Source organism: Pseudomonas sp. AN-B15 (assembly GCF_019056475.1).
In the GTDB taxonomy this organism is placed as follows: Bacteria; Pseudomonadota; Gammaproteobacteria; order Pseudomonadales; family Pseudomonadaceae; genus Aquipseudomonas; species Aquipseudomonas parakoreensis.
Genome location: NZ_CP049737.1, coordinates 5,436,910 through 5,453,777, shown reverse-complemented (window position 1 = coordinate 5,453,777; position 16,868 = coordinate 5,436,910). Strand labels below are relative to the sequence as shown.

Here is a 16,868-nt window from a genome sequence, read left to right as displayed (position 1 = left end):
CGACATGCAAAAGATTCGTCGTGACGACGAGATCATCGTGATCGCCGGCAAAGACAAAGGTAAGCGCGGTAAGGTGCTGAAGGTTCTTGCTGACAACCGTCTGGTTGTTGGTGGTCTGAACCTGGTCAAGCGTCATACCAAGCCTAACCCGATGTCGGGCGTACAGGGCGGTATCGTCGAGAAAGAAGCGCCACTGCACGCTTCCAACGTCGCCATCTTCAACGGCGAAACCAACAAGGCTGACCGCGTTGGTTTCAAAGTAGAAGACGGTAAGAAAATTCGTGTCTTCAAGTCGACCCAAAAAGCGGTTGATGCTTGAACACTGCTAGGTAGAAGACCATGGCACGACTAAAAGAGATTTACCGGAAGGAAATCGCTCCGAAACTTAAGGAAGAACTTAAGCTTTCGAACGTGATGGAAGTTCCGCGCGTTACCAAAATCACCCTGAACATGGGTCTGGGCGAAGCGATCGGCGACAAAAAAGTCATCGAGCACGCTGTTGCTGACCTGGAAAAGATCACCGGCCAAAAAGTCGTTGTGACCTACGCTCGTAAATCCATCGCTGGCTTTAAAGTCCGTGAAGGATGGCCGATCGGTGTCAAAGTGACTCTGCGCCGTGAGCGTATGTACGAGTTCCTGGATCGTCTGCTGTCGATCTCCCTGCCTCGGGTTCGCGACTTCCGCGGCCTGAATGCCAAGTCCTTCGATGGTCGTGGCAACTACAGCATGGGCGTGAAAGAGCAGATCATTTTCCCGGAAATCGACTACGACAAGATCGATGCTCTCCGCGGTCTGGACATTACCCTGACCACCACTGCCAAGAACGATGATGAAGGCCGCGCTCTGCTGCGTGCTTTCAAATTCCCGTTCCGCAACTGATTGGAGTAGGAAAATGGCCAAGAAGAGCATGAAAAACCGTGAGCTGAAGCGTCAGCTCACTGTTGCCAAGTACGCCGTCAAGCGTGCAGCGCTGAAAGCTATCATCGTTGATCTGAACGCAAGTCCAGAAGCGCGTTGGGAAGCGACCGTAGCTCTGCAGAAGCAACCACGTGACGCAAGCGCTTCGCGCATGCGTAACCGTTGCCGCCTGACTGGTCGTCCGCACGGCGTTTACCGCAAGTTCGGCCTGGGCCGTAACAAACTGCGTGAAGCGGCAATGCGTGGTGACGTTCCAGGTCTGGTTAAAGCCAGCTGGTAATCGCTGTCAAAGCCTTGATGGTCGGGGTCGCAAGAACCTGACCATCGGTGGCCTTGAATTTGAATCAAGCCCCTTTTGGGGCTTGATTCATTTCTGGGGTGTGTCTAGAATGACCGGCTCGCCTGAGCCCGTGTTTTTCGTGCCCGGAATTTCTCGGCGACAAGTAGTAGCCGCAAGGCTAATTTTTCTGTATTAGGAGCGTCTAGCCCATGAGTATGCAGGACCCGTTAGCGGACATGCTAACTCGAATCCGTAATGCCCAGATGGCTGAAAAGTCTGTCGTAAGCATGCCGTCTTCCACGTTGAAGGTGGCTGTAGCAAAAGTCCTGAAGGACGAAGGTTACATCGCGGATTTTCAGATCACCACCGACGCTAAGCCGTCGTTGTCCATCTCGCTGAAATACTTCGAAGGCCGTCCGGTCATCGAGGAAGTCAAGCGCGTTAGTCGTCCAGGCCTGCGTCAGTACAAGTCCGTTGAAGATCTGCCGAAAGTTCGTGGCGGTCTTGGCGTGTCTATCGTCTCCACCAACAAAGGTGTGATGACGGATCGTGCTGCGCGCGCTGCCGGTGTCGGCGGCGAAGTTCTTTGCACTGTGTTCTAAGGGGGGATAAGCATGTCTCGCGTCGCTAAGAACCCCGTTAAGCTGCCAGCCGGTGTCGAAGTCAAATTCGCAGGCCAACAGCTTTCGGTGAAGGGTGCCAAGGGTACTCTTGAACTGAACATCCATTCGTCCGTTGAGATCGTTGAAGAAGCTGGTGAGCTGCGTTTCGCTGCTCGCAATGGCGATCAACAGACTCGCGCAATGGCCGGTACCACGCGTGCGTTGGTAAACAACATGGTCCAAGGCGTAAGCCAAGGCTTCGAGCGCAAGCTCCAGCTGGTCGGTGTTGGTTACAAGGCGCAAGCAAAAGGTCAGGTGCTGAACCTGGCTCTTGGCTTCTCGCACCCAGTGGATTACGAACTGCCGCAAGGCATCACCGCTGAGACTCCTAGCCAGACCGATATCCTGATCAAGGGCATCGACAAGCAGCTGGTAGGTCAAGTGGCCGCTGAGATCCGCGACTTCCGTCCACCAGAGCCGTACAAAGGCAAAGGTGTGCGCTACGCGGACGAAGTCGTCCGTCGTAAAGAAGCCAAGAAGAAGTAGGGCATAGCAAATGACCGACAAAAAAGTTACTCGACTGCGTCGCGCTCGCAAAGCACGCCTGAAAATGCACGAACTCGAAGTCGTGCGTCTCTGCGTGTTCCGCTCGTCGCAGCACATCTACGCCCAGGTCATCTCGGCCGACGGCAACAAAGTCCTGGCAAGTGCCTCGACTTTGGATAAAGAACTGCGTGATGGTGCCACTGGCAACATCGACGCGGCCACAAAGGTTGGCCAGCTGGTCGCTACGCGTGCTAAGGCCGCTGGCGTCTCGCAAGTGGCTTTCGACCGCTCTGGCTTCAAGTACCATGGCCGCGTTAAAGCGCTGGCTGATGCTGCTCGTGAAGCTGGGCTGGAGTTCTAAGTTATGTCAAATAACGACCAAAAGCGCGACGAAGGCTACATCGAGAAGCTGGTTCAAGTTAACCGCGTAGCCAAAACCGTTAAAGGCGGCCGTATCTTCACTTTCACCGCGTTGACCGTGGTTGGTGATGGTAAAGGGCGTGTTGGCTTCGGCCGTGGCAAGTCGCGTGAAGTGCCTGCTGCGATCCAGAAGGCAATGGAAGCTGCTCGCCGCAACATGATTCAAGTTGACCTGAACGGCACCACCCTGCAGTACGCAATGAAGTCCGCTCACGGCGCTTCGAAGGTGTACATGCAGCCTGCTTCTGAAGGTACCGGTATCATCGCTGGCGGCGCTATGCGTGCTGTCCTCGAAGTTGCTGGCGTTCAGAACGTTCTGGCCAAGTGCTACGGCTCGACTAACCCGGTAAACGTGGTTCACGCCACTTTCAAGGGTCTGAAGGCTATGCAATCTCCTGAGTCCATTGCTGCCAAGCGTGGCCTGACTGTCAAGGAGATCTTCTGATCATGGCTACCGTTAAAGTTACGCTGATCAAAAGCATGACCGGCCGCATCCCTAACCACAAACTGTGCGTTAAGGGTCTGGGTCTGCGTCGCATCGGTCACACTGTAGAAGTCCAGGATACTCCCGAGAATCGCGGGATGATCAACAAGGCTTACTACATGCTGCGTGTCGAGGGTTAATCGATGAAACTCAATGATCTGAGTCCAGCGCCGGGTTCCCGTCGCGAAAAGCATCGTCCGGGCCGTGGTATCGGTAGTGGTTTGGGTAAGACTGGTGGCCGTGGTCACAAAGGTCAAACCTCCCGCTCCGGTGGCACCATTGCTCCAGGCTTTGAAGGCGGTCAACAGCCGCTGCATCGTCGCCTGCCGAAGTTCGGTTTCGTTTCCCTGAAAGCCATGGACCGCGCAGAAGTGCGTCTGTCCGAGCTGGCCAAAGTGGAAGGCGACATCGTCACCGTGCAGTCCCTGAAAGATGCCAACGTGATCAACGTCAACGTACAGCGTGTGAAAATCATGCTGTCCGGTGAAGTGACTCGCGCTGTCACTATCGGCAAGGGAATCGGCGCCACCAAAGGTGCGCGTGCGGCTATCGAAGCAGCTGGCGGCAAGTTCGAGGAATAAATGGCTAAGCAAGGTGCTCTCTCTGCGCTCGGCAAAGGCGGTATGTCTGAACTCTGGGCTCGTCTGCGTTTTCTGTTCCTGGCGATTATCGTCTACCGAATAGGCGCACACATCCCGGTTCCAGGTATCAACCCGGACCGACTCGCAGACCTGTTTCGACAGAATGAGGGGACCATTCTTAGCTTGTTCAACATGTTCTCCGGCGGCGCGCTGGAACGGATGAGCATCTTTGCACTGGGGATCATGCCGTACATTTCGGCATCGATCATCATGCAACTGATGACCGCCGTCAGCCCGCAGCTGGAGCAGTTGAAGAAGGAAGGTGAAGCTGGCCGTCGCAAGATCAGCCAGTACACCCGCTACGGCACCGTCGTCCTCGCTCTCGTTCAGGCTATTGGCATGTCCATTGGCCTGGCGGGGCAGGGCGTTGCGTTCACTGGTGACTTTGGCTTCCATTTCGTCGCGGTATCCACTTTTGTGGCTGGTGCGATGTTCATGATGTGGCTGGGTGAGCAGATTACTGAGCGTGGTGTAGGCAACGGTATCTCGATGTTGATTTTTTCGGGTATCGTCGCCGGTCTTCCGAGAGCAATCGGGCAGTCTTTCGAGTCTGCGCGTCAGGGTGATATCAATATCTTCGCCCTGGTTGCCATCGGTTTGCTGGCAGTAGCGATTATCGGTTTCGTGGTGTTCATTGAGCGTGGTCAGCGTCGTATCGCTGTTCACTACGCCAAGCGTCAGCAGGGCCGCAAGGTTTTTGCTGCGCAGACAAGCCACTTGCCGCTGAAGGTGAACATGGCCGGTGTTATTCCGGCTATTTTCGCGAGCAGCATTCTGCTGTTCCCGGCTTCGTTGGGTGCCTGGTTTGGTCAGTCTGAAGGTATGGGCTGGTTGCAGGACATCTCGCAGTCGATCGCTCCTGGTCAGCCGTTGAATATTCTGCTGTTTAGTGCAGGGATTATTTTCTTCTGCTTCTTCTATACGGCGTTGATGTTCAATCCGAAAGACGTAGCGGAAAACCTGAAGAAGTCCGGTGCCTTTATTCCGGGCATCCGTCCAGGTGAGCAGTCTGCGCGCTATATTGATGGCGTTCTGACTCGCTTGACCATGTTCGGTGCTCTTTACATGACGGCCGTGTGCCTGTTGCCCCAGTTCCTGGTGGTTGCAGCAAACGTTCCGTTCTACCTTGGCGGGACCTCGTTGCTGATCGTGGTCGTGGTTGTGATGGACTTCATGTCCCAAGTACAATCGCACCTCGTTTCGCACCAGTACGAATCCCTGATGAAGAAAGCCAACCTGAAGGGTTACGGCAGCGGCATGTTGCGCTGAGTACCCATAAGGTTCGAGGAGTTGGTGATGAAAGTTCGTGCATCGGTGAAAAAGCTGTGCCGTAACTGCAAGATTATTCGCCGCGAAGGTGTTGTTCGAGTAATTTGCAGCGCGGAACCGCGTCACAAACAGCGCCAAGGCTGAGTGTGATTGTGCTTCAAGCCCGGCAGCTAGTGCGCTGCCGGGTTGATTATTTGTTATTACAGCGATATTATCTCGCGCCCTATTTCTTGGCTTCCGGGGCGTAGGTAGCTGTCAATTGGAGTCCCACTGAATGGCCCGTATTGCAGGCGTTAACATTCCAGATAACAAGCATACTGTTATCTCGCTGACCTACATCTATGGTGTCGGTCGCACTACTGCGCAGAAAATCTGTGCAGACACTGGGGTAAACCCAGCAGCAAAGATCAAAGATCTGAGCGACGAGCAAATTGAACAGCTGCGTGGCGAAGTGGCGAAGTTCACCACTGAAGGTGACCTGCGTCGCGAAATCAACATGAAAATCAAGCGCTTGATGGACCTCGGTTGCTATCGCGGTCTGCGTCATCGTCGCGGTCTTCCAGTACGCGGTCAGCGTACCAAGACCAACGCGCGTACCCGTAAAGGTCCGCGTAAGCCGATCCGCAAGTAATCGCCCCAGCGAATCGACAGGAATTTAATCATGGCAAAACCTGCTGCTCGTCCTCGTAAAAAAGTTAAAAAGACAGTGGTTGATGGCATCGCCCACATCCATGCTTCTTTTAACAACACCATCGTGACCATTACCGACCGTCAAGGTAACGCTCTTTCCTGGGCTACCTCCGGTGGTTCGGGTTTCCGCGGTTCCCGCAAGTCCACCCCGTTCGCTGCTCAAGTAGCTGCTGAGCGTGCTGGTCAAGCTGCGCTGGAATACGGCCTGAAAAACCTCGACGTTAACGTCAAGGGTCCAGGTCCAGGTCGTGAATCCGCAGTCCGCGCTTTGAACGGCTGTGGCTACAAGATCGCCAGCATCACCGACGTGACGCCAATCCCGCACAACGGGTGCCGTCCGCCGAAGAAGCGCCGCGTGTAATCCAGGAGATTGTAAAGAATGGCTCGTTACATTGGTCCAAAATGCAAACTCGCTCGTCGCGAAGGCACCGATCTCTTCCTGAAGAGCGGCGTGCGCGCGATCGAATCGAAGTGCAACATTGAAGCAGCACCTGGTATCCACGGCCAACGCCGCGGTCGCCAGTCCGACTACGGCACCCAACTGCGTGAAAAGCAGAAGGTCCGTCGTATCTACGGCGTTCTCGAGCGTCAGTTCAGCGGCTACTACAAAGAAGCGGCTGGCAAGAAAGGTGCAACCGGTGAAAACCTGCTGCAACTGCTCGAATGCCGTCTGGACAACGTTGTATACCGTATGGGCTTTGGTTCGACTCGTGCCGAATCCCGTCAGCTGGTATCGCACAAGTCGATCAGCGTTAACGGTCAGACCGTAAACGTTCCGTCGTATCAGGTTCGTGCTGGTGACGTGGTCGCAGTTCGCGAGAAAGCAAAAAACCAACTTCGCATTGTCCAAGCTCTCGATCTGTGTGCCCAACGTGGCCGCGTAGAATGGGTAGAAGTAGACACTGAGAAGAAGTCGGGCGTTTTCAAGAACGTTCCTGCTCGCAGTGATCTGTCCGCCGACATCAACGAAAGCCTGATTGTCGAGCTCTACTCCAAGTAAGGGCTAGAAAATAGGTGCATCCATGCAGATTTCGGTAAATGAGTTCCTGACACCCCGCCACATTGATGTGCAGGTTGTCAGTCCAACCCGCGCCAAGATCACTCTCGAGCCTCTCGAGCGTGGTTTTGGCCACACCCTGGGCAACGCGCTGCGCCGCATCCTGTTGTCCTCAATGCCCGGCTGCGCAGTAGTCGAGGCCGAGATTGACGGTGTGCTCCACGAGTACAGCGCCATCGAAGGTGTACAGGAAGACGTAATTGAAATCCTGTTGAACCTTAAAGGTCTGGCCATCAAGCTGCACGGTCGTGACGAAGTTACGCTGACCTTGTCGAAGAAGGGTTCGGGGGTGGTTACCGCTGCCGATATTCAGCTGGATCATGATGTCGAGATCGTTAACCCCGATCACGTAATCGCTAACCTGGCGTCTAACGGCGCCCTGAACATGAAGCTCACCGTAGCTCGTGGTCGTGGTTATGAACCAGCCGACTCGCGTCAGAGCGATGAAGACGAAAGCCGCAGCATTGGTCGCTTGCAGCTCGACTCTTCGTTCAGCCCGGTTCGCCGTATCGCATACGTGGTTGAAAACGCCCGTGTCGAGCAGCGTACCAACCTGGACAAGCTGGTTATTGATCTGGAAACCAACGGTACTCTGGATCCTGAAGAGGCTATCCGCCGCGCTGCAACCATCCTGCAACAGCAGTTGGCTGCGTTCGTCGACCTCAAAGGTGACAGTGAGCCAGTGGTTGTCGAGCAGGAAGACGAGATCGATCCGATCCTGCTTCGCCCGGTTGACGATCTGGAACTGACTGTACGTTCGGCTAACTGCCTTAAGGCGGAAAACATCTACTACATCGGCGACCTGATTCAGCGTACCGAAGTAGAGCTGTTGAAGACTCCGAACCTGGGCAAGAAATCCTTGACTGAAATCAAGGACGTTCTGGCCTCCCGCGGTCTGTCCCTCGGCATGCGCCTCGACAACTGGCCGCCTGCAAGTCTTAAGAAGGACGACAAGGCGACTGCCTGATCGTCATAATCACCGAACGTAGTGTTTGGTAAGGAATGAACCATGCGTCATCGTAAAAGTGGGCGTCACCTGAGCCGCACCAGCTCGCACCGCAAGGCCATGTTCCAGAACATGGCGGTGTCGTTGTTCGAGCACGAGCTGATCAAGACTACTCTGCCAAAAGCCAAAGAACTGCGCCGCGTTGCCGAGCCGCTGATCACTCTGGCCAAGACAGACAGCCTGGCTAACCGCCGTCTGGCTTTCGACCGTACTCGTTCGAAAGCTATCGTTGGTAAGCTCTTCAACGACCTGGGCAAGCGTTACGCTACCCGTGAGGGTGGCTACCTGCGCATCCTCAAGTGCGGTTTCCGCGCTGGCGACAACGCGCCTATGGCGTACGTCGAGTTGGTTGATCGTGCTACTGCTGGCGAAGCTGTATCCGCCGAGTAAGACGTCAGTCTGAAACGAAAAACCGGGCCTAGTGCCCGGTTTTTTGTGCCCGCAAGAAAATGCGCTGTTCGTACAAGCTTCTGACATTGTTCTGTTGTCACTATGTGTTGGGAAACATAATTAGTAATTATCTATCGATGACTACAGATTAATGAATTTGTAGGTGTTACATCGATGATCAATACTTCCCAGCAAGCCGATTAGCCGGCAGTTTCAAGACTGACAGAGGAAGAACACCGTATGAGCCAGTTCAAAACGCTTACGACCGCCAGTGGCGCACCTGTCGCTGATAACCAGAATTCTCGCTCCGCCGGCCCTCGTGGCCCGCTGCTGCTCGACGATTTTCACCTGATCGAGAAACTTGCCCACTTCAACCGTGAAAACATTCCTGAGCGTCGTGTGCACGCCAAGGGCTCAGGTGCTTACGGTACGTTCACCGTCACTCGCGATATCACTGAATACACCAGTGCCAAACTGTTTGAGTCCGTGGGCAAGCAAACCCCAACATTCCTGCGCTTCTCCACTGTAGGCGGTGAACGCGGCTCGGCTGACACCGAGCGTGATCCACGTGGTTTCGCCCTGAAGTTCTACACCGAAGAAGGCAACTGGGACATCGTTGGCAACAACACTCCGGTGTTCTTCATTCGTGACCCGCTGAAGTTTCCTGACTTTATCCACACCCAGAAGCGTCTGCCGCAAAGCAACCTGAAAAGCGCGCAAATGATGTGGGACTTCTGGTCGCATTCGCCTGAAGCGCTGCACCAAGTGACCATTCTGTTTTCGGATCGTGGGATTCCCGACGGCTATCGTCATATGCATGGCTTTGGCAGCCACACCTACAGCCTGATCAACGCTCGAGGCGAGCGTCACTGGGTGAAATGGCACTACAAGACCCGGCAAGGGATCAAAAACCTCGCGCCGGCCGAGGCCGCGCGTCTCGCGGGTACCGACCCGGATTACGCTCAGCGTGACCTGTTCGAGGCCATCGAGCGTGGTGACTTCCCGAAATGGCGCGTGTGCATTCAGATCATGACTGAGGCTCAAGCTGCAGCGCATTACGAGAACCCGTTCGACGTGACCAAGACTTGGTCGCAGAAGGAGTTCCCGCTGATAGAAGTCGGCGAACTGGAACTGAACCGCAACCCGCTGAACTACTTCGCAGAAGTCGAGCAAGCCGCATTCGGTCCAAGCAATATGGTGCCAGGTGTTGGTCTGTCGCCGGATCGCATGCTGCAAGGTCGCGTATTCGCTTACGCCGATGCACACCGCTATCGCGTCGGCACCAACCACCAGCAATTGCCGGTGAATGCGCCGCGCAGCCCGGTCAATACCTACCAGCGCGACGGCTCGATGGCGTTCGGCAGCAACGGTGGTGCAGCGCCTAACTACGAGCCCAACAGCTACGTGGAATCACCGAAGCAGGCGCCGCGTTACGCTGAGCCTTCGTTGGCCTTGAGCGGTCCGGCAGATCGTTACGATCATCGCGAGGACAGCGATTACTACAGCCATGCGGGTGCGTTGTTCCGATTGATGAATGACGAACAGAAAGCGCTTCTGGTCAGCAACATCGCCGGCGCCATGAGCGGTGTTTCACCCGACGTGGTTGACCGTCAGTTGCAGCATTTCTTCAAAGCCGATCCGGCGTATGGAGAAGCAATCGCAAAGCTGCTCGACGTACAGCTTAACGAAGTCTAAACGAGAAGCAGAACCGCCCTCATTGAGGGCGGTTTTTGCGTTATTTCGCCAGCTTTTCTCAGAACATCTTCGCTTTTATTGCGCAAAACGGGTGACCTTCCGGTCGGCTTGGTTCAAACTACCGACTTTCAAGCAGGGAGATGTAGGGCGATGCAAGGCCACCCAGATGTTATCGATTACCTCAACACGTTGCTGACCGGCGAATTGGCCGCGCGTGACCAATATTTTGTTCACTCGCGGATGTATGAGGACTGGGGTTTCACCAAGCTCTACGAACGAATCAACCATGAGATGGAAGAAGAAGCCGGTCACGCCGACGCACTGATGCGCCGGATCCTGATGCTCGAAGGCACGCCGCGCATGCGCCCGGACGATCTCGACGTCGGTACCACCGTTCCGGAGATGCTCGAAGCCGATCTGCGTCTCGAGTACAAAGTTCGCGCCGCTCTGTGCAAAGGCATTGAGTTGTGCGAGCAGCACAAGGATTACGTCAGTCGCGAGATCCTGCGTGTTCAGCTCAACGACACCGAAGAAGATCACACCTATTGGCTGGAAAAGCAGTTGGGACTGATCAAACTCATCGGTCTCGAGAATTACCTGCAATCCCACACCTGATTGCCAGATACAAAAAAGCCCCTGTCACGGTTGAAGTGACAGGGGCTTTTTCATGCCCGGAGATCAGGCCCGATCGCGAATCAGCAATGGCTTGAGGTAGTGACCGGTGTGAGATTGCTTCATCTCGGCCACTTCCTCCGGCGTGCCGGTGGCGATGATCTGCCCACCCTTGGAGCCGCCTTCCGGCCCCAGGTCCACCAGCCAGTCGGCGGTCTTGATCACGTCCAGGTTGTGTTCGATCACCACCACCGTGTTGCCGTGGTCGCGCAGGCGATGCAACACGTCGAGCAGTTGCTGGATATCCGCGAAATGCAGGCCGGTGGTCGGCTCGTCGAGGATATACAGGGTCTTGCCGGTGTCACGCTTGGACAGTTCGCGAGACAGCTTGACCCGTTGTGCTTCACCACCGGACAGCGTGGTCGCAGACTGCCCGAGCTTGATGTACGACAGGCCCACATCCATCAACGTCTGCAGCTTGCGCGCCAGCGCAGGCACCGCGTCGAAGAACTCCCGTGCCTCCTCGATAGTCATCTCGAGGGTTTCGTGGATGCTCTTGCCCTTGTATTTGATCTCAAGGGTTTCGCGGTTGTAGCGCTTGCTCTTGCACACATCGCACGGCACGTAGATATCCGGCAGAAAGTGCATTTCGACCTTGATCAGACCATCGCCCTGACAGGCCTCGCAGCGCCCGCCCTTGACGTTGAACGAGAAACGCCCAGGGCCGTAACCACGGGAGCGCGATTCGGGCACACCGGCAAACAGTTCGCGGATGGGGGTGAACAGCCCGGTGTAGGTCGCCGGGTTGGAGCGCGGCGTGCGGCCGATCGGGCTCTGGTCGATATCGACGACCTTGTCGAGATGCTCCAGGCCCTTGATGCTGTCGTGCGCGGCCGCTTCCAGCGTGGTGGCACCGTTGAGTGCGGTAGCGCTCAACGGGAACAGCGTGTTGTTGATCAGCGTGGATTTGCCGGAGCCGGAAACGCCGGTCACGCAGGTCAGCAGGCCGATCGGAATTTCCAGATCGACATTGCGCAGGTTGTTGCCGCGCGCGCCTTTGAGCGACAGCGTCAGCTTCTTGTTGCGCGGCGTGCGTTTGGCCGGTACTTCGATCTTCACCCGGCCCGACAGATATTTACCGGTCAACGAGTCCGGGTGCGCCATGACTTCGGCGGGCGTTCCTTCCGCCACGATCTGCCCGCCATGCACGCCGGCACCCGGGCCGATATCCACTACATAGTCGGCCAGGCGAATCGCGTCTTCATCGTGTTCGACCACAATCACCGTGTTGCCGATATCGCGCAGGTGCTTGAGGGTGCCGAGCAAGCGGTCGTTATCGCGCTGGTGCAAGCCAATGGAGGGTTCGTCGAGGATGTACAGCACTCCGACCAGACCGGCGCCGATCTGGCTGGCCAGACGAATCCGCTGTGCCTCGCCGCCGGACAATGTGTCAGCGCTGCGGTCGAGGGACAGATAGTCGAGGCCGACGTTGACCAGAAACTGCAGGCGCTCGCGGATTTCCTTGAGGATCTTGTCGGCGATCTCGCCACGCCGGCCGGTCATCTTCAGCTCGCCGAAGTACTCGCAGGCATCGCCGATCGGCAGGTTGGTCACCGCCGGCAAGGTTTTCTCGCCGACCCAAACGTGCCGCGCTTCACGACGCAGACGGGTGCCACGGCAATCCGGGCAGGCCTGGGTGCTGAGGAACTTGGCCAACTCTTCGCGGACGCTGGCCGATTCGGTTTCGCGGTAGCGGCGCTCAAGGTTCGGCACGATGCCTTCGAACGGATGCGAACGTTTGACGATGTCGCCGCGGTCGTTGAGGTACTTGAAGTCGACATTCTGTGAGCCGCTGCCGTGCAGGATGTGCTTCTGCTGTTCGGCGGTCAGCTCGTTGAATGGCTTCTCAAGACTGAACTTGTAGTGCGAGGCCAGTGAGCCGAGCATCTGGAAGTAATAGACGTTGCGCCGGTCCCAGCCGCGAATCGCGCCCTCGGCCAGGGTCAGTTCACCGTTGACCAGGCGCTTGATGTCGAAGAACTGTTTCACACCCAGACCATCACAGGTCGGGCAGGCGCCAGCCGGGTTGTTGAAAGAGAACAGCTTCGGCTCGAGCTCGCTGATCGCGTGGCCGCAGATCGGGCAGGCAAAACGCGCAGAGAAGATCATCTCTTCGCCCGGCTCATCGTCCATCGGCGCCACCAGGGCAATGCCGTCCGCCAGCTTGAGAGCGGTTTCGAACGATTCGGCCAGACGCTGCTGCAGGTCGGCACGGACCTTGAAACGGTCGACGATGACATCGATCGAGTGCTTCTTCTGTTTGTCCAGTTTCGGCAGCTCGTCGAGCTCGCAGATGCGGCCATTGACCCGCGCCCGGACGAAGCCTTGGGCGCGCAGCTCTTCGAACACCGACAGGTGTTCACCTTTGCGTTCGCGAACAACCGGCGCCAGCAACATCAGCTTGCTGCCTTCCGGCTGCGCCAGCACCAGGTCAACCATCTGGCTGACGGTCTGCGCTTCCAGCGGAATGTCGTGATCCGGGCAGCGTGGCGTACCGACGCGTGCATACAGCAAACGCAGGTAATCGTAGATTTCAGTGATGGTGCCGACCGTGGAGCGCGGGTTGTGCGAGGTCGACTTCTGCTCGATGGAGATGGCCGGCGACAAACCTTCAATGGTGTCGACGTCGGGTTTTTCCATCATCGACAGGAACTGTCGGGCGTAGGCCGACAGGGATTCGACATAGCGGCGCTGACCTTCGGCGTACAGCGTGTCGAAGGCCAGGGACGACTTGCCGGATCCGGACAGGCCGGTGATGACGATCAGTTTGTCCCGTGGCAGGGTCAGGTCGATGTTCTTCAGGTTGTGGGTACGGGCCCCACGTATCAGGATCTTGTCCAAAGTGGCCTCGCTCGGCGGGCGTCGAAAACGTAGGAGTATACGGGCAAATACTGGATGGATGCACACTATCAAACGAAGGGTTTTTTGCCTTGCATGAAGAGAGTTTCATCTATACGCGTCATAGCGTCGCGATATACCCCGTCTTTCGATGGGACTGGTAGAATCGCCGCCGGTTCACACGAGGTTTTTCCATGCACGATCCCCACAGCGAACGCATGAGTGGCAGCGAGACCCGCGCAGCGAGCGGCCTGGCCCTGGTGTTCGCCTCCCGTATGCTTGGCATGTTCATGGTGTTGCCGGTCCTGGCGACCTACGGCATGGACCTGGCGGGAGCGACCCCGGCCCTGATCGGGCTGGCGATTGGCGCTTACGGCCTGACCCAGGCGATTTTCCAGATTCCGTTCGGGATCATTTCCGACCGCATCGGCCGGCGTCCGGTGATTTTCCTCGGGCTGATCGTTTTCGCCCTCGGCAGTGTGCTGGCGGCTCAGGCCGATTCGATCTGGGGCGTGATTGCCGGACGCATCCTGCAGGGGGCCGGGGCAATTTCTGCGGCGGTGATGGCGTTGCTTTCCGACCTGACCCGTGAACAACACCGCACCAAAGCCATGGCCATGATTGGCATGACCATCGGTCTGTCGTTCGCGGTGGCGATGGTGGTCGGGCCGTTGTTGACCCGGGCCTTTGGCCTGTCCGGACTGTTTCTGGCCACTGGCGGCATGGCGCTGGTCGGCATCCTGATCATTATGTTCATGGTGCCGAAATCCACCGGGCCGCTGAGCCATCGTGAATCCGGCGTGGCGCGTCAGGCCTTGATGCCGACACTCAAGCATCCGGATCTGTTGCGCCTGGACCTCGGCATCTTTGTGTTACATGCCATGTTGATGTCCAGCTTCGTTGCCTTGCCGCTGGCACTGGTGGAAAAAGCCGGGTTGCCCAAGGAGCAGCACTGGTGGGTCTATCTCACCGCGCTGCTGATCTCTTTCTTCGCCATGATTCCGTTCATCATCTACGGCGAGAAGAAACGCAAAATGAAACGAATCTTGCTCGGCGCCGTCCTGACGCTGATGCTCACTGAGCTATTCTTCTGGCAGTTCGGTGACAGCTTGCGGGCGCTGGTGATCGGCACGGTGGTATTCTTCACCGCGTTCAACCTGCTGGAGGCTTCGCTGCCGTCGCTGATCAGCAAGGTTTCACCGGCAGGCGGGAAGGGCACGGCGATGGGCGTGTATTCCACCAGCCAATTCCTCGGTTCGGCACTCGGCGGGATACTCGGCGGCTGGCTGTTTCAGCATGGCGGTCTGTCGGTTGTGTTCCTTGGATGTGCCGGTCTGGCTGCCATCTGGCTGGCCTTTGCTGTTACCATGCGCGAACCACCCTATGTGACGAGCCTGCGCTTGCCGTTGTCGCCCGAGGCGATCCGCGAAGCGGGTCTGGTCGAGCGCCTCAAGGCCCTCGTAGGGGTAACAGATGCAGTGATAGTTGCTGATGAAGCAGCTGTTTACATCAAACTGGACAAAGAATTAGTGGATCGCGACACCCTCGAACGCCTGGTGAACAACCCGGCCGGGGCTGCTTGCGAAGCCTAGGAGAACGTTATGGCCCGTGGGGTTAACAAAGTCATATTGGTCGGCACTTGCGGCCAGGATCCCGAAGTTCGCTACCTGCCTAACGGTAACGCCGTGACCAACCTGAGTCTGGCAACCAGCGAACAGTGGACCGACAAGCAAACCGGTCAGAAGGTCGAGAAGACCGAGTGGCACCGTGTTTCGATGTTCGGCAAGGTTGCGGAAATCGCCGGCGAATACCTGCGTAAAGGTTCGCAGGTGTACATCGAAGGCAAACTGCAGACCCGCGAGTGGGAAAAAGACGGTATCAAGCGTTACACCACTGAAATCGTGGTCGACATGCAAGGCACCATGCAACTGCTCGGTGGCCGTCCACAACAGGGCGACCAGCAAGGCGGTGGCAACAACTATCAGCAGCAGGCGCCACGTCAACAGGCTCCGCGTCCGCAGCAATCGGCTCCGCAACAGCGTCCAGCCCCGGCTCCACAGCAGGCTGCACCGCAACCGGCTCCGGATTTCGACAGTTTCGATGACGATATTCCGTTCTGATTGGATGTTGCATCCACGCTGGATAAAAAAGGCCCGTCGTTCAAAACGACGGGCCTTTTTTGTGGGCGCGGATGCATGCCTCAGTCGAGGATCAGGTGCGGCAGAAACCGGCTCGAATCCTTGGTAATCAGACTATTGTCCTCCCGCACGCCGATCCCCGCCGCCTGATCACCAATCACCCAGGAGCCGATCAGCGTGTAGCTGTCGTCGAACTTCGGCAATGGCGCAAATTCCTGCAGGATGAATGGCGCATCGGTGTAGGGCCCGTCTTCTTTGACGATCAGACCTTCTGCCGTGTGCAGTTCGATATTGGCGCCTTCGCGGGAGAAGTACGGTTTGCGCACCCAACCCTTGGGCACCGCACTGGCCGGATTCGGATCAAGGTGCGCCGCCAGCAGGTTCGGGTGGCCCTGGTGGAGTTCCCACAGCAGCGGCAGCGCGCCTTTGTTCGACAGGATCGACTTCCATGCCGGTTCGAAAAACTGTGTATCGCACTCGGCGATCGCCGCACCGAACGGCTCGTGGAAGATGAATTCCCAGGCGTGCAGTTTGAACAGGTGCGGGATCCAGCGATCCTCAAGGTCAACGAAGCGACCCTCGGCGGTCAGGCCGATGTCTTCGATGTCGATGTGCCGGGATTCGATGCCGACCTTTTCCGCGATCAGGCGCAGGTAGTCGGTCGTGCCTTTGTCCTCGACCGAGTCTTTCATCGAGGCAAAGTAGAACGGACGCTTGAGCTGCAACTCGGCAAACGCCTGATGCAGCCTGGTATCGATGCTGTTGAACTGGTCGGCGTGGCGCGGCAACATTCCGCGATCGATGCATTGCTCCAGCCAACCCCACTGAAACGCCGCCGCCTCATAGAGGCTGGTCGGCGTGTCGTAGTTGAGCTCCAGCAGTTTGGCAGGGCCATTGCCGCTGTAGGAAAAGTCCATGCGTCCGTACAGATGCGGATGACCTTCCAGCCAGGAAGTACGAATCATGTCGTAGTACGACGCCGGGATGCTCAGGCGATCCAGCAGCTCTTCGCTGTGCACCACGCGGTCGACCAGATCCATGCACATCTCGTGCAGTTCGGTGGTCGGGTCCTCCAGGTCGTTTTCGATCTGCGCGAGCGTGAACTGGTAGTAGGCGCGTTCGTCCCAGTACGGCTCGTCGTCAATGGTGTGGAACAGAAAGCCGAGACTTTCGGCTGTCTGTTTCCAGTCGGGGCGCTCGGCGCAGTGGATCTTTTTCATGG

Annotated in this window: 22 protein-coding genes; 20 read left to right on the top strand and 2 right to left on the bottom strand. The window is 57.0% G+C overall.

Features of this window, described 5'->3' with window-relative positions:
- Window positions 1-4 precede the first annotated feature (4 nt).
- The 18 genes from rplX (at window position 5) to bfr (ending at window position 10,613) form a co-directional block, all read left to right on the top strand.
- The gene (gene rplX / locus GTQ41_RS24725; RefSeq protein ID WP_003186046.1) at window positions 5-319 is read left to right on the top strand and encodes a 50S ribosomal protein L24; all 315 of its coding nucleotides are present in this window, start codon (window positions 5-7) and stop codon (window positions 317-319) included.
- Between the two features lie 20 nt (window positions 320-339).
- Window positions 340-879 carry a 50S ribosomal protein L5 gene (gene rplE / locus GTQ41_RS24720; protein ID WP_003210069.1) on the top strand — a complete coding sequence of 180 codons (540 nt, stop codon included), beginning with the start codon at window positions 340-342 and terminating at the stop codon, window positions 877-879.
- Window positions 880-892: 13 nt separating this feature from the next.
- Window positions 893-1,198: a 30S ribosomal protein S14 gene (gene rpsN, locus GTQ41_RS24715; RefSeq protein ID WP_007955639.1), complete on the top strand. Its 306-nt coding sequence runs from the start codon at window positions 893-895 to the stop codon at window positions 1,196-1,198.
- 209 nt (window positions 1,199-1,407) lie between these two features.
- A complete protein-coding gene (gene rpsH, locus GTQ41_RS24710) occupies window positions 1,408-1,800 on the top strand; it encodes a 30S ribosomal protein S8 (protein WP_007966178.1) in 393 nt (130 codons plus the stop codon).
- A gap of 12 nt (window positions 1,801-1,812) precedes the next feature.
- A complete protein-coding gene (gene rplF, locus GTQ41_RS24705) occupies window positions 1,813-2,346 on the top strand; it encodes a 50S ribosomal protein L6 (RefSeq protein WP_007966176.1) in 534 nt (177 codons plus the stop codon).
- 10 nt (window positions 2,347-2,356) lie between these two features.
- Window positions 2,357-2,707, top strand: a complete 351-nt coding sequence (rplR, locus tag GTQ41_RS24700; protein ID WP_003186037.1) for a 50S ribosomal protein L18 — start codon at window positions 2,357-2,359, stop codon at window positions 2,705-2,707.
- Window positions 2,708-2,710: 3 nt separating this feature from the next.
- The gene (rpsE, locus tag GTQ41_RS24695; RefSeq protein WP_003176409.1) at window positions 2,711-3,211 is read left to right on the top strand and encodes a 30S ribosomal protein S5; all 501 of its coding nucleotides are present in this window, start codon (window positions 2,711-2,713) and stop codon (window positions 3,209-3,211) included.
- A 2-nt stretch (window positions 3,212-3,213) separates the two neighbouring features.
- Window positions 3,214-3,390: a 50S ribosomal protein L30 gene (rpmD, locus tag GTQ41_RS24690; RefSeq protein ID WP_003176408.1), complete on the top strand. Its 177-nt coding sequence runs from the start codon at window positions 3,214-3,216 to the stop codon at window positions 3,388-3,390.
- Between the two features lie 3 nt (window positions 3,391-3,393).
- On the top strand, window positions 3,394-3,831 hold the full coding sequence (gene rplO / locus GTQ41_RS24685; RefSeq protein ID WP_003228720.1) for a 50S ribosomal protein L15: 438 nt from the start codon (window positions 3,394-3,396) through the stop codon (window positions 3,829-3,831).
- Window positions 3,832-5,160, top strand: a complete 1,329-nt coding sequence (gene secY / locus GTQ41_RS24680; RefSeq protein WP_003228718.1) for a preprotein translocase subunit SecY — start codon at window positions 3,832-3,834, stop codon at window positions 5,158-5,160.
- Window positions 5,161-5,187: 27 nt separating this feature from the next.
- Complete coding sequence (gene rpmJ, locus GTQ41_RS24675; RefSeq protein ID WP_002555468.1) at window positions 5,188-5,304, top strand: 50S ribosomal protein L36; 117 nt, start codon at window positions 5,188-5,190, stop codon at window positions 5,302-5,304.
- A 130-nt stretch (window positions 5,305-5,434) separates the two neighbouring features.
- On the top strand, window positions 5,435-5,791 hold the full coding sequence (gene rpsM / locus GTQ41_RS24670) for a 30S ribosomal protein S13 (protein WP_008374135.1): 357 nt from the start codon (window positions 5,435-5,437) through the stop codon (window positions 5,789-5,791).
- A gap of 30 nt (window positions 5,792-5,821) precedes the next feature.
- The gene (gene rpsK / locus GTQ41_RS24665) at window positions 5,822-6,211 is read left to right on the top strand and encodes a 30S ribosomal protein S11 (protein WP_002555466.1); all 390 of its coding nucleotides are present in this window, start codon (window positions 5,822-5,824) and stop codon (window positions 6,209-6,211) included.
- An 18-nt stretch (window positions 6,212-6,229) separates the two neighbouring features.
- Window positions 6,230-6,850, top strand: coding sequence for a 30S ribosomal protein S4 (gene rpsD / locus GTQ41_RS24660; RefSeq protein ID WP_003176404.1), 621 nt, complete (start codon window positions 6,230-6,232; stop codon window positions 6,848-6,850).
- A gap of 22 nt (window positions 6,851-6,872) precedes the next feature.
- Complete coding sequence (gene rpoA, locus GTQ41_RS24655) at window positions 6,873-7,874, top strand: DNA-directed RNA polymerase subunit alpha (protein WP_003186012.1); 1,002 nt, start codon at window positions 6,873-6,875, stop codon at window positions 7,872-7,874.
- Between the two features lie 42 nt (window positions 7,875-7,916).
- Window positions 7,917-8,303, top strand: coding sequence for a 50S ribosomal protein L17 (rplQ, locus tag GTQ41_RS24650; RefSeq protein ID WP_003176402.1), 387 nt, complete (start codon window positions 7,917-7,919; stop codon window positions 8,301-8,303).
- 240 nt (window positions 8,304-8,543) lie between these two features.
- Window positions 8,544-9,998 carry a catalase gene (locus GTQ41_RS24645; protein WP_095668188.1) on the top strand — a complete coding sequence of 485 codons (1,455 nt, stop codon included), beginning with the start codon at window positions 8,544-8,546 and terminating at the stop codon, window positions 9,996-9,998.
- Window positions 9,999-10,148: 150 nt separating this feature from the next.
- Entirely contained in the window at window positions 10,149-10,613 is a 465-nt protein-coding gene (bfr, locus tag GTQ41_RS24640) for a bacterioferritin (RefSeq protein ID WP_003228714.1), read from the top strand.
- 63 nt (window positions 10,614-10,676) lie between these two features.
- Here bfr and uvrA read toward each other — a convergent pair whose 3' ends face one another.
- Entirely contained in the window at window positions 10,677-13,511 is a 2,835-nt protein-coding gene (uvrA, locus tag GTQ41_RS24635) for an excinuclease ABC subunit UvrA (protein WP_047296905.1), read from the bottom strand.
- 191 nt (window positions 13,512-13,702) lie between these two features.
- Here uvrA and GTQ41_RS24630 point away from each other — a divergent pair, with 191 nt between their 5' ends.
- Both GTQ41_RS24630 and GTQ41_RS24625 read left to right on the top strand, forming a co-directional pair.
- Complete coding sequence (locus GTQ41_RS24630; RefSeq protein WP_047296903.1) at window positions 13,703-15,100, top strand: MFS transporter; 1,398 nt, start codon at window positions 13,703-13,705, stop codon at window positions 15,098-15,100.
- Window positions 15,101-15,109: 9 nt separating this feature from the next.
- Window positions 15,110-15,628: a single-stranded DNA-binding protein gene (locus tag GTQ41_RS24625; protein ID WP_007966163.1), complete on the top strand. Its 519-nt coding sequence runs from the start codon at window positions 15,110-15,112 to the stop codon at window positions 15,626-15,628.
- An 80-nt stretch (window positions 15,629-15,708) separates the two neighbouring features.
- Here GTQ41_RS24625 and GTQ41_RS24620 read toward each other — a convergent pair whose 3' ends face one another.
- The gene (locus GTQ41_RS24620; protein WP_047296901.1) at window positions 15,709-16,866 is read right to left on the bottom strand and encodes a glutathionylspermidine synthase family protein; all 1,158 of its coding nucleotides are present in this window, start codon (window positions 16,864-16,866) and stop codon (window positions 15,709-15,711) included.
- Window positions 16,867-16,868: the final 2 nt, after the last annotated feature.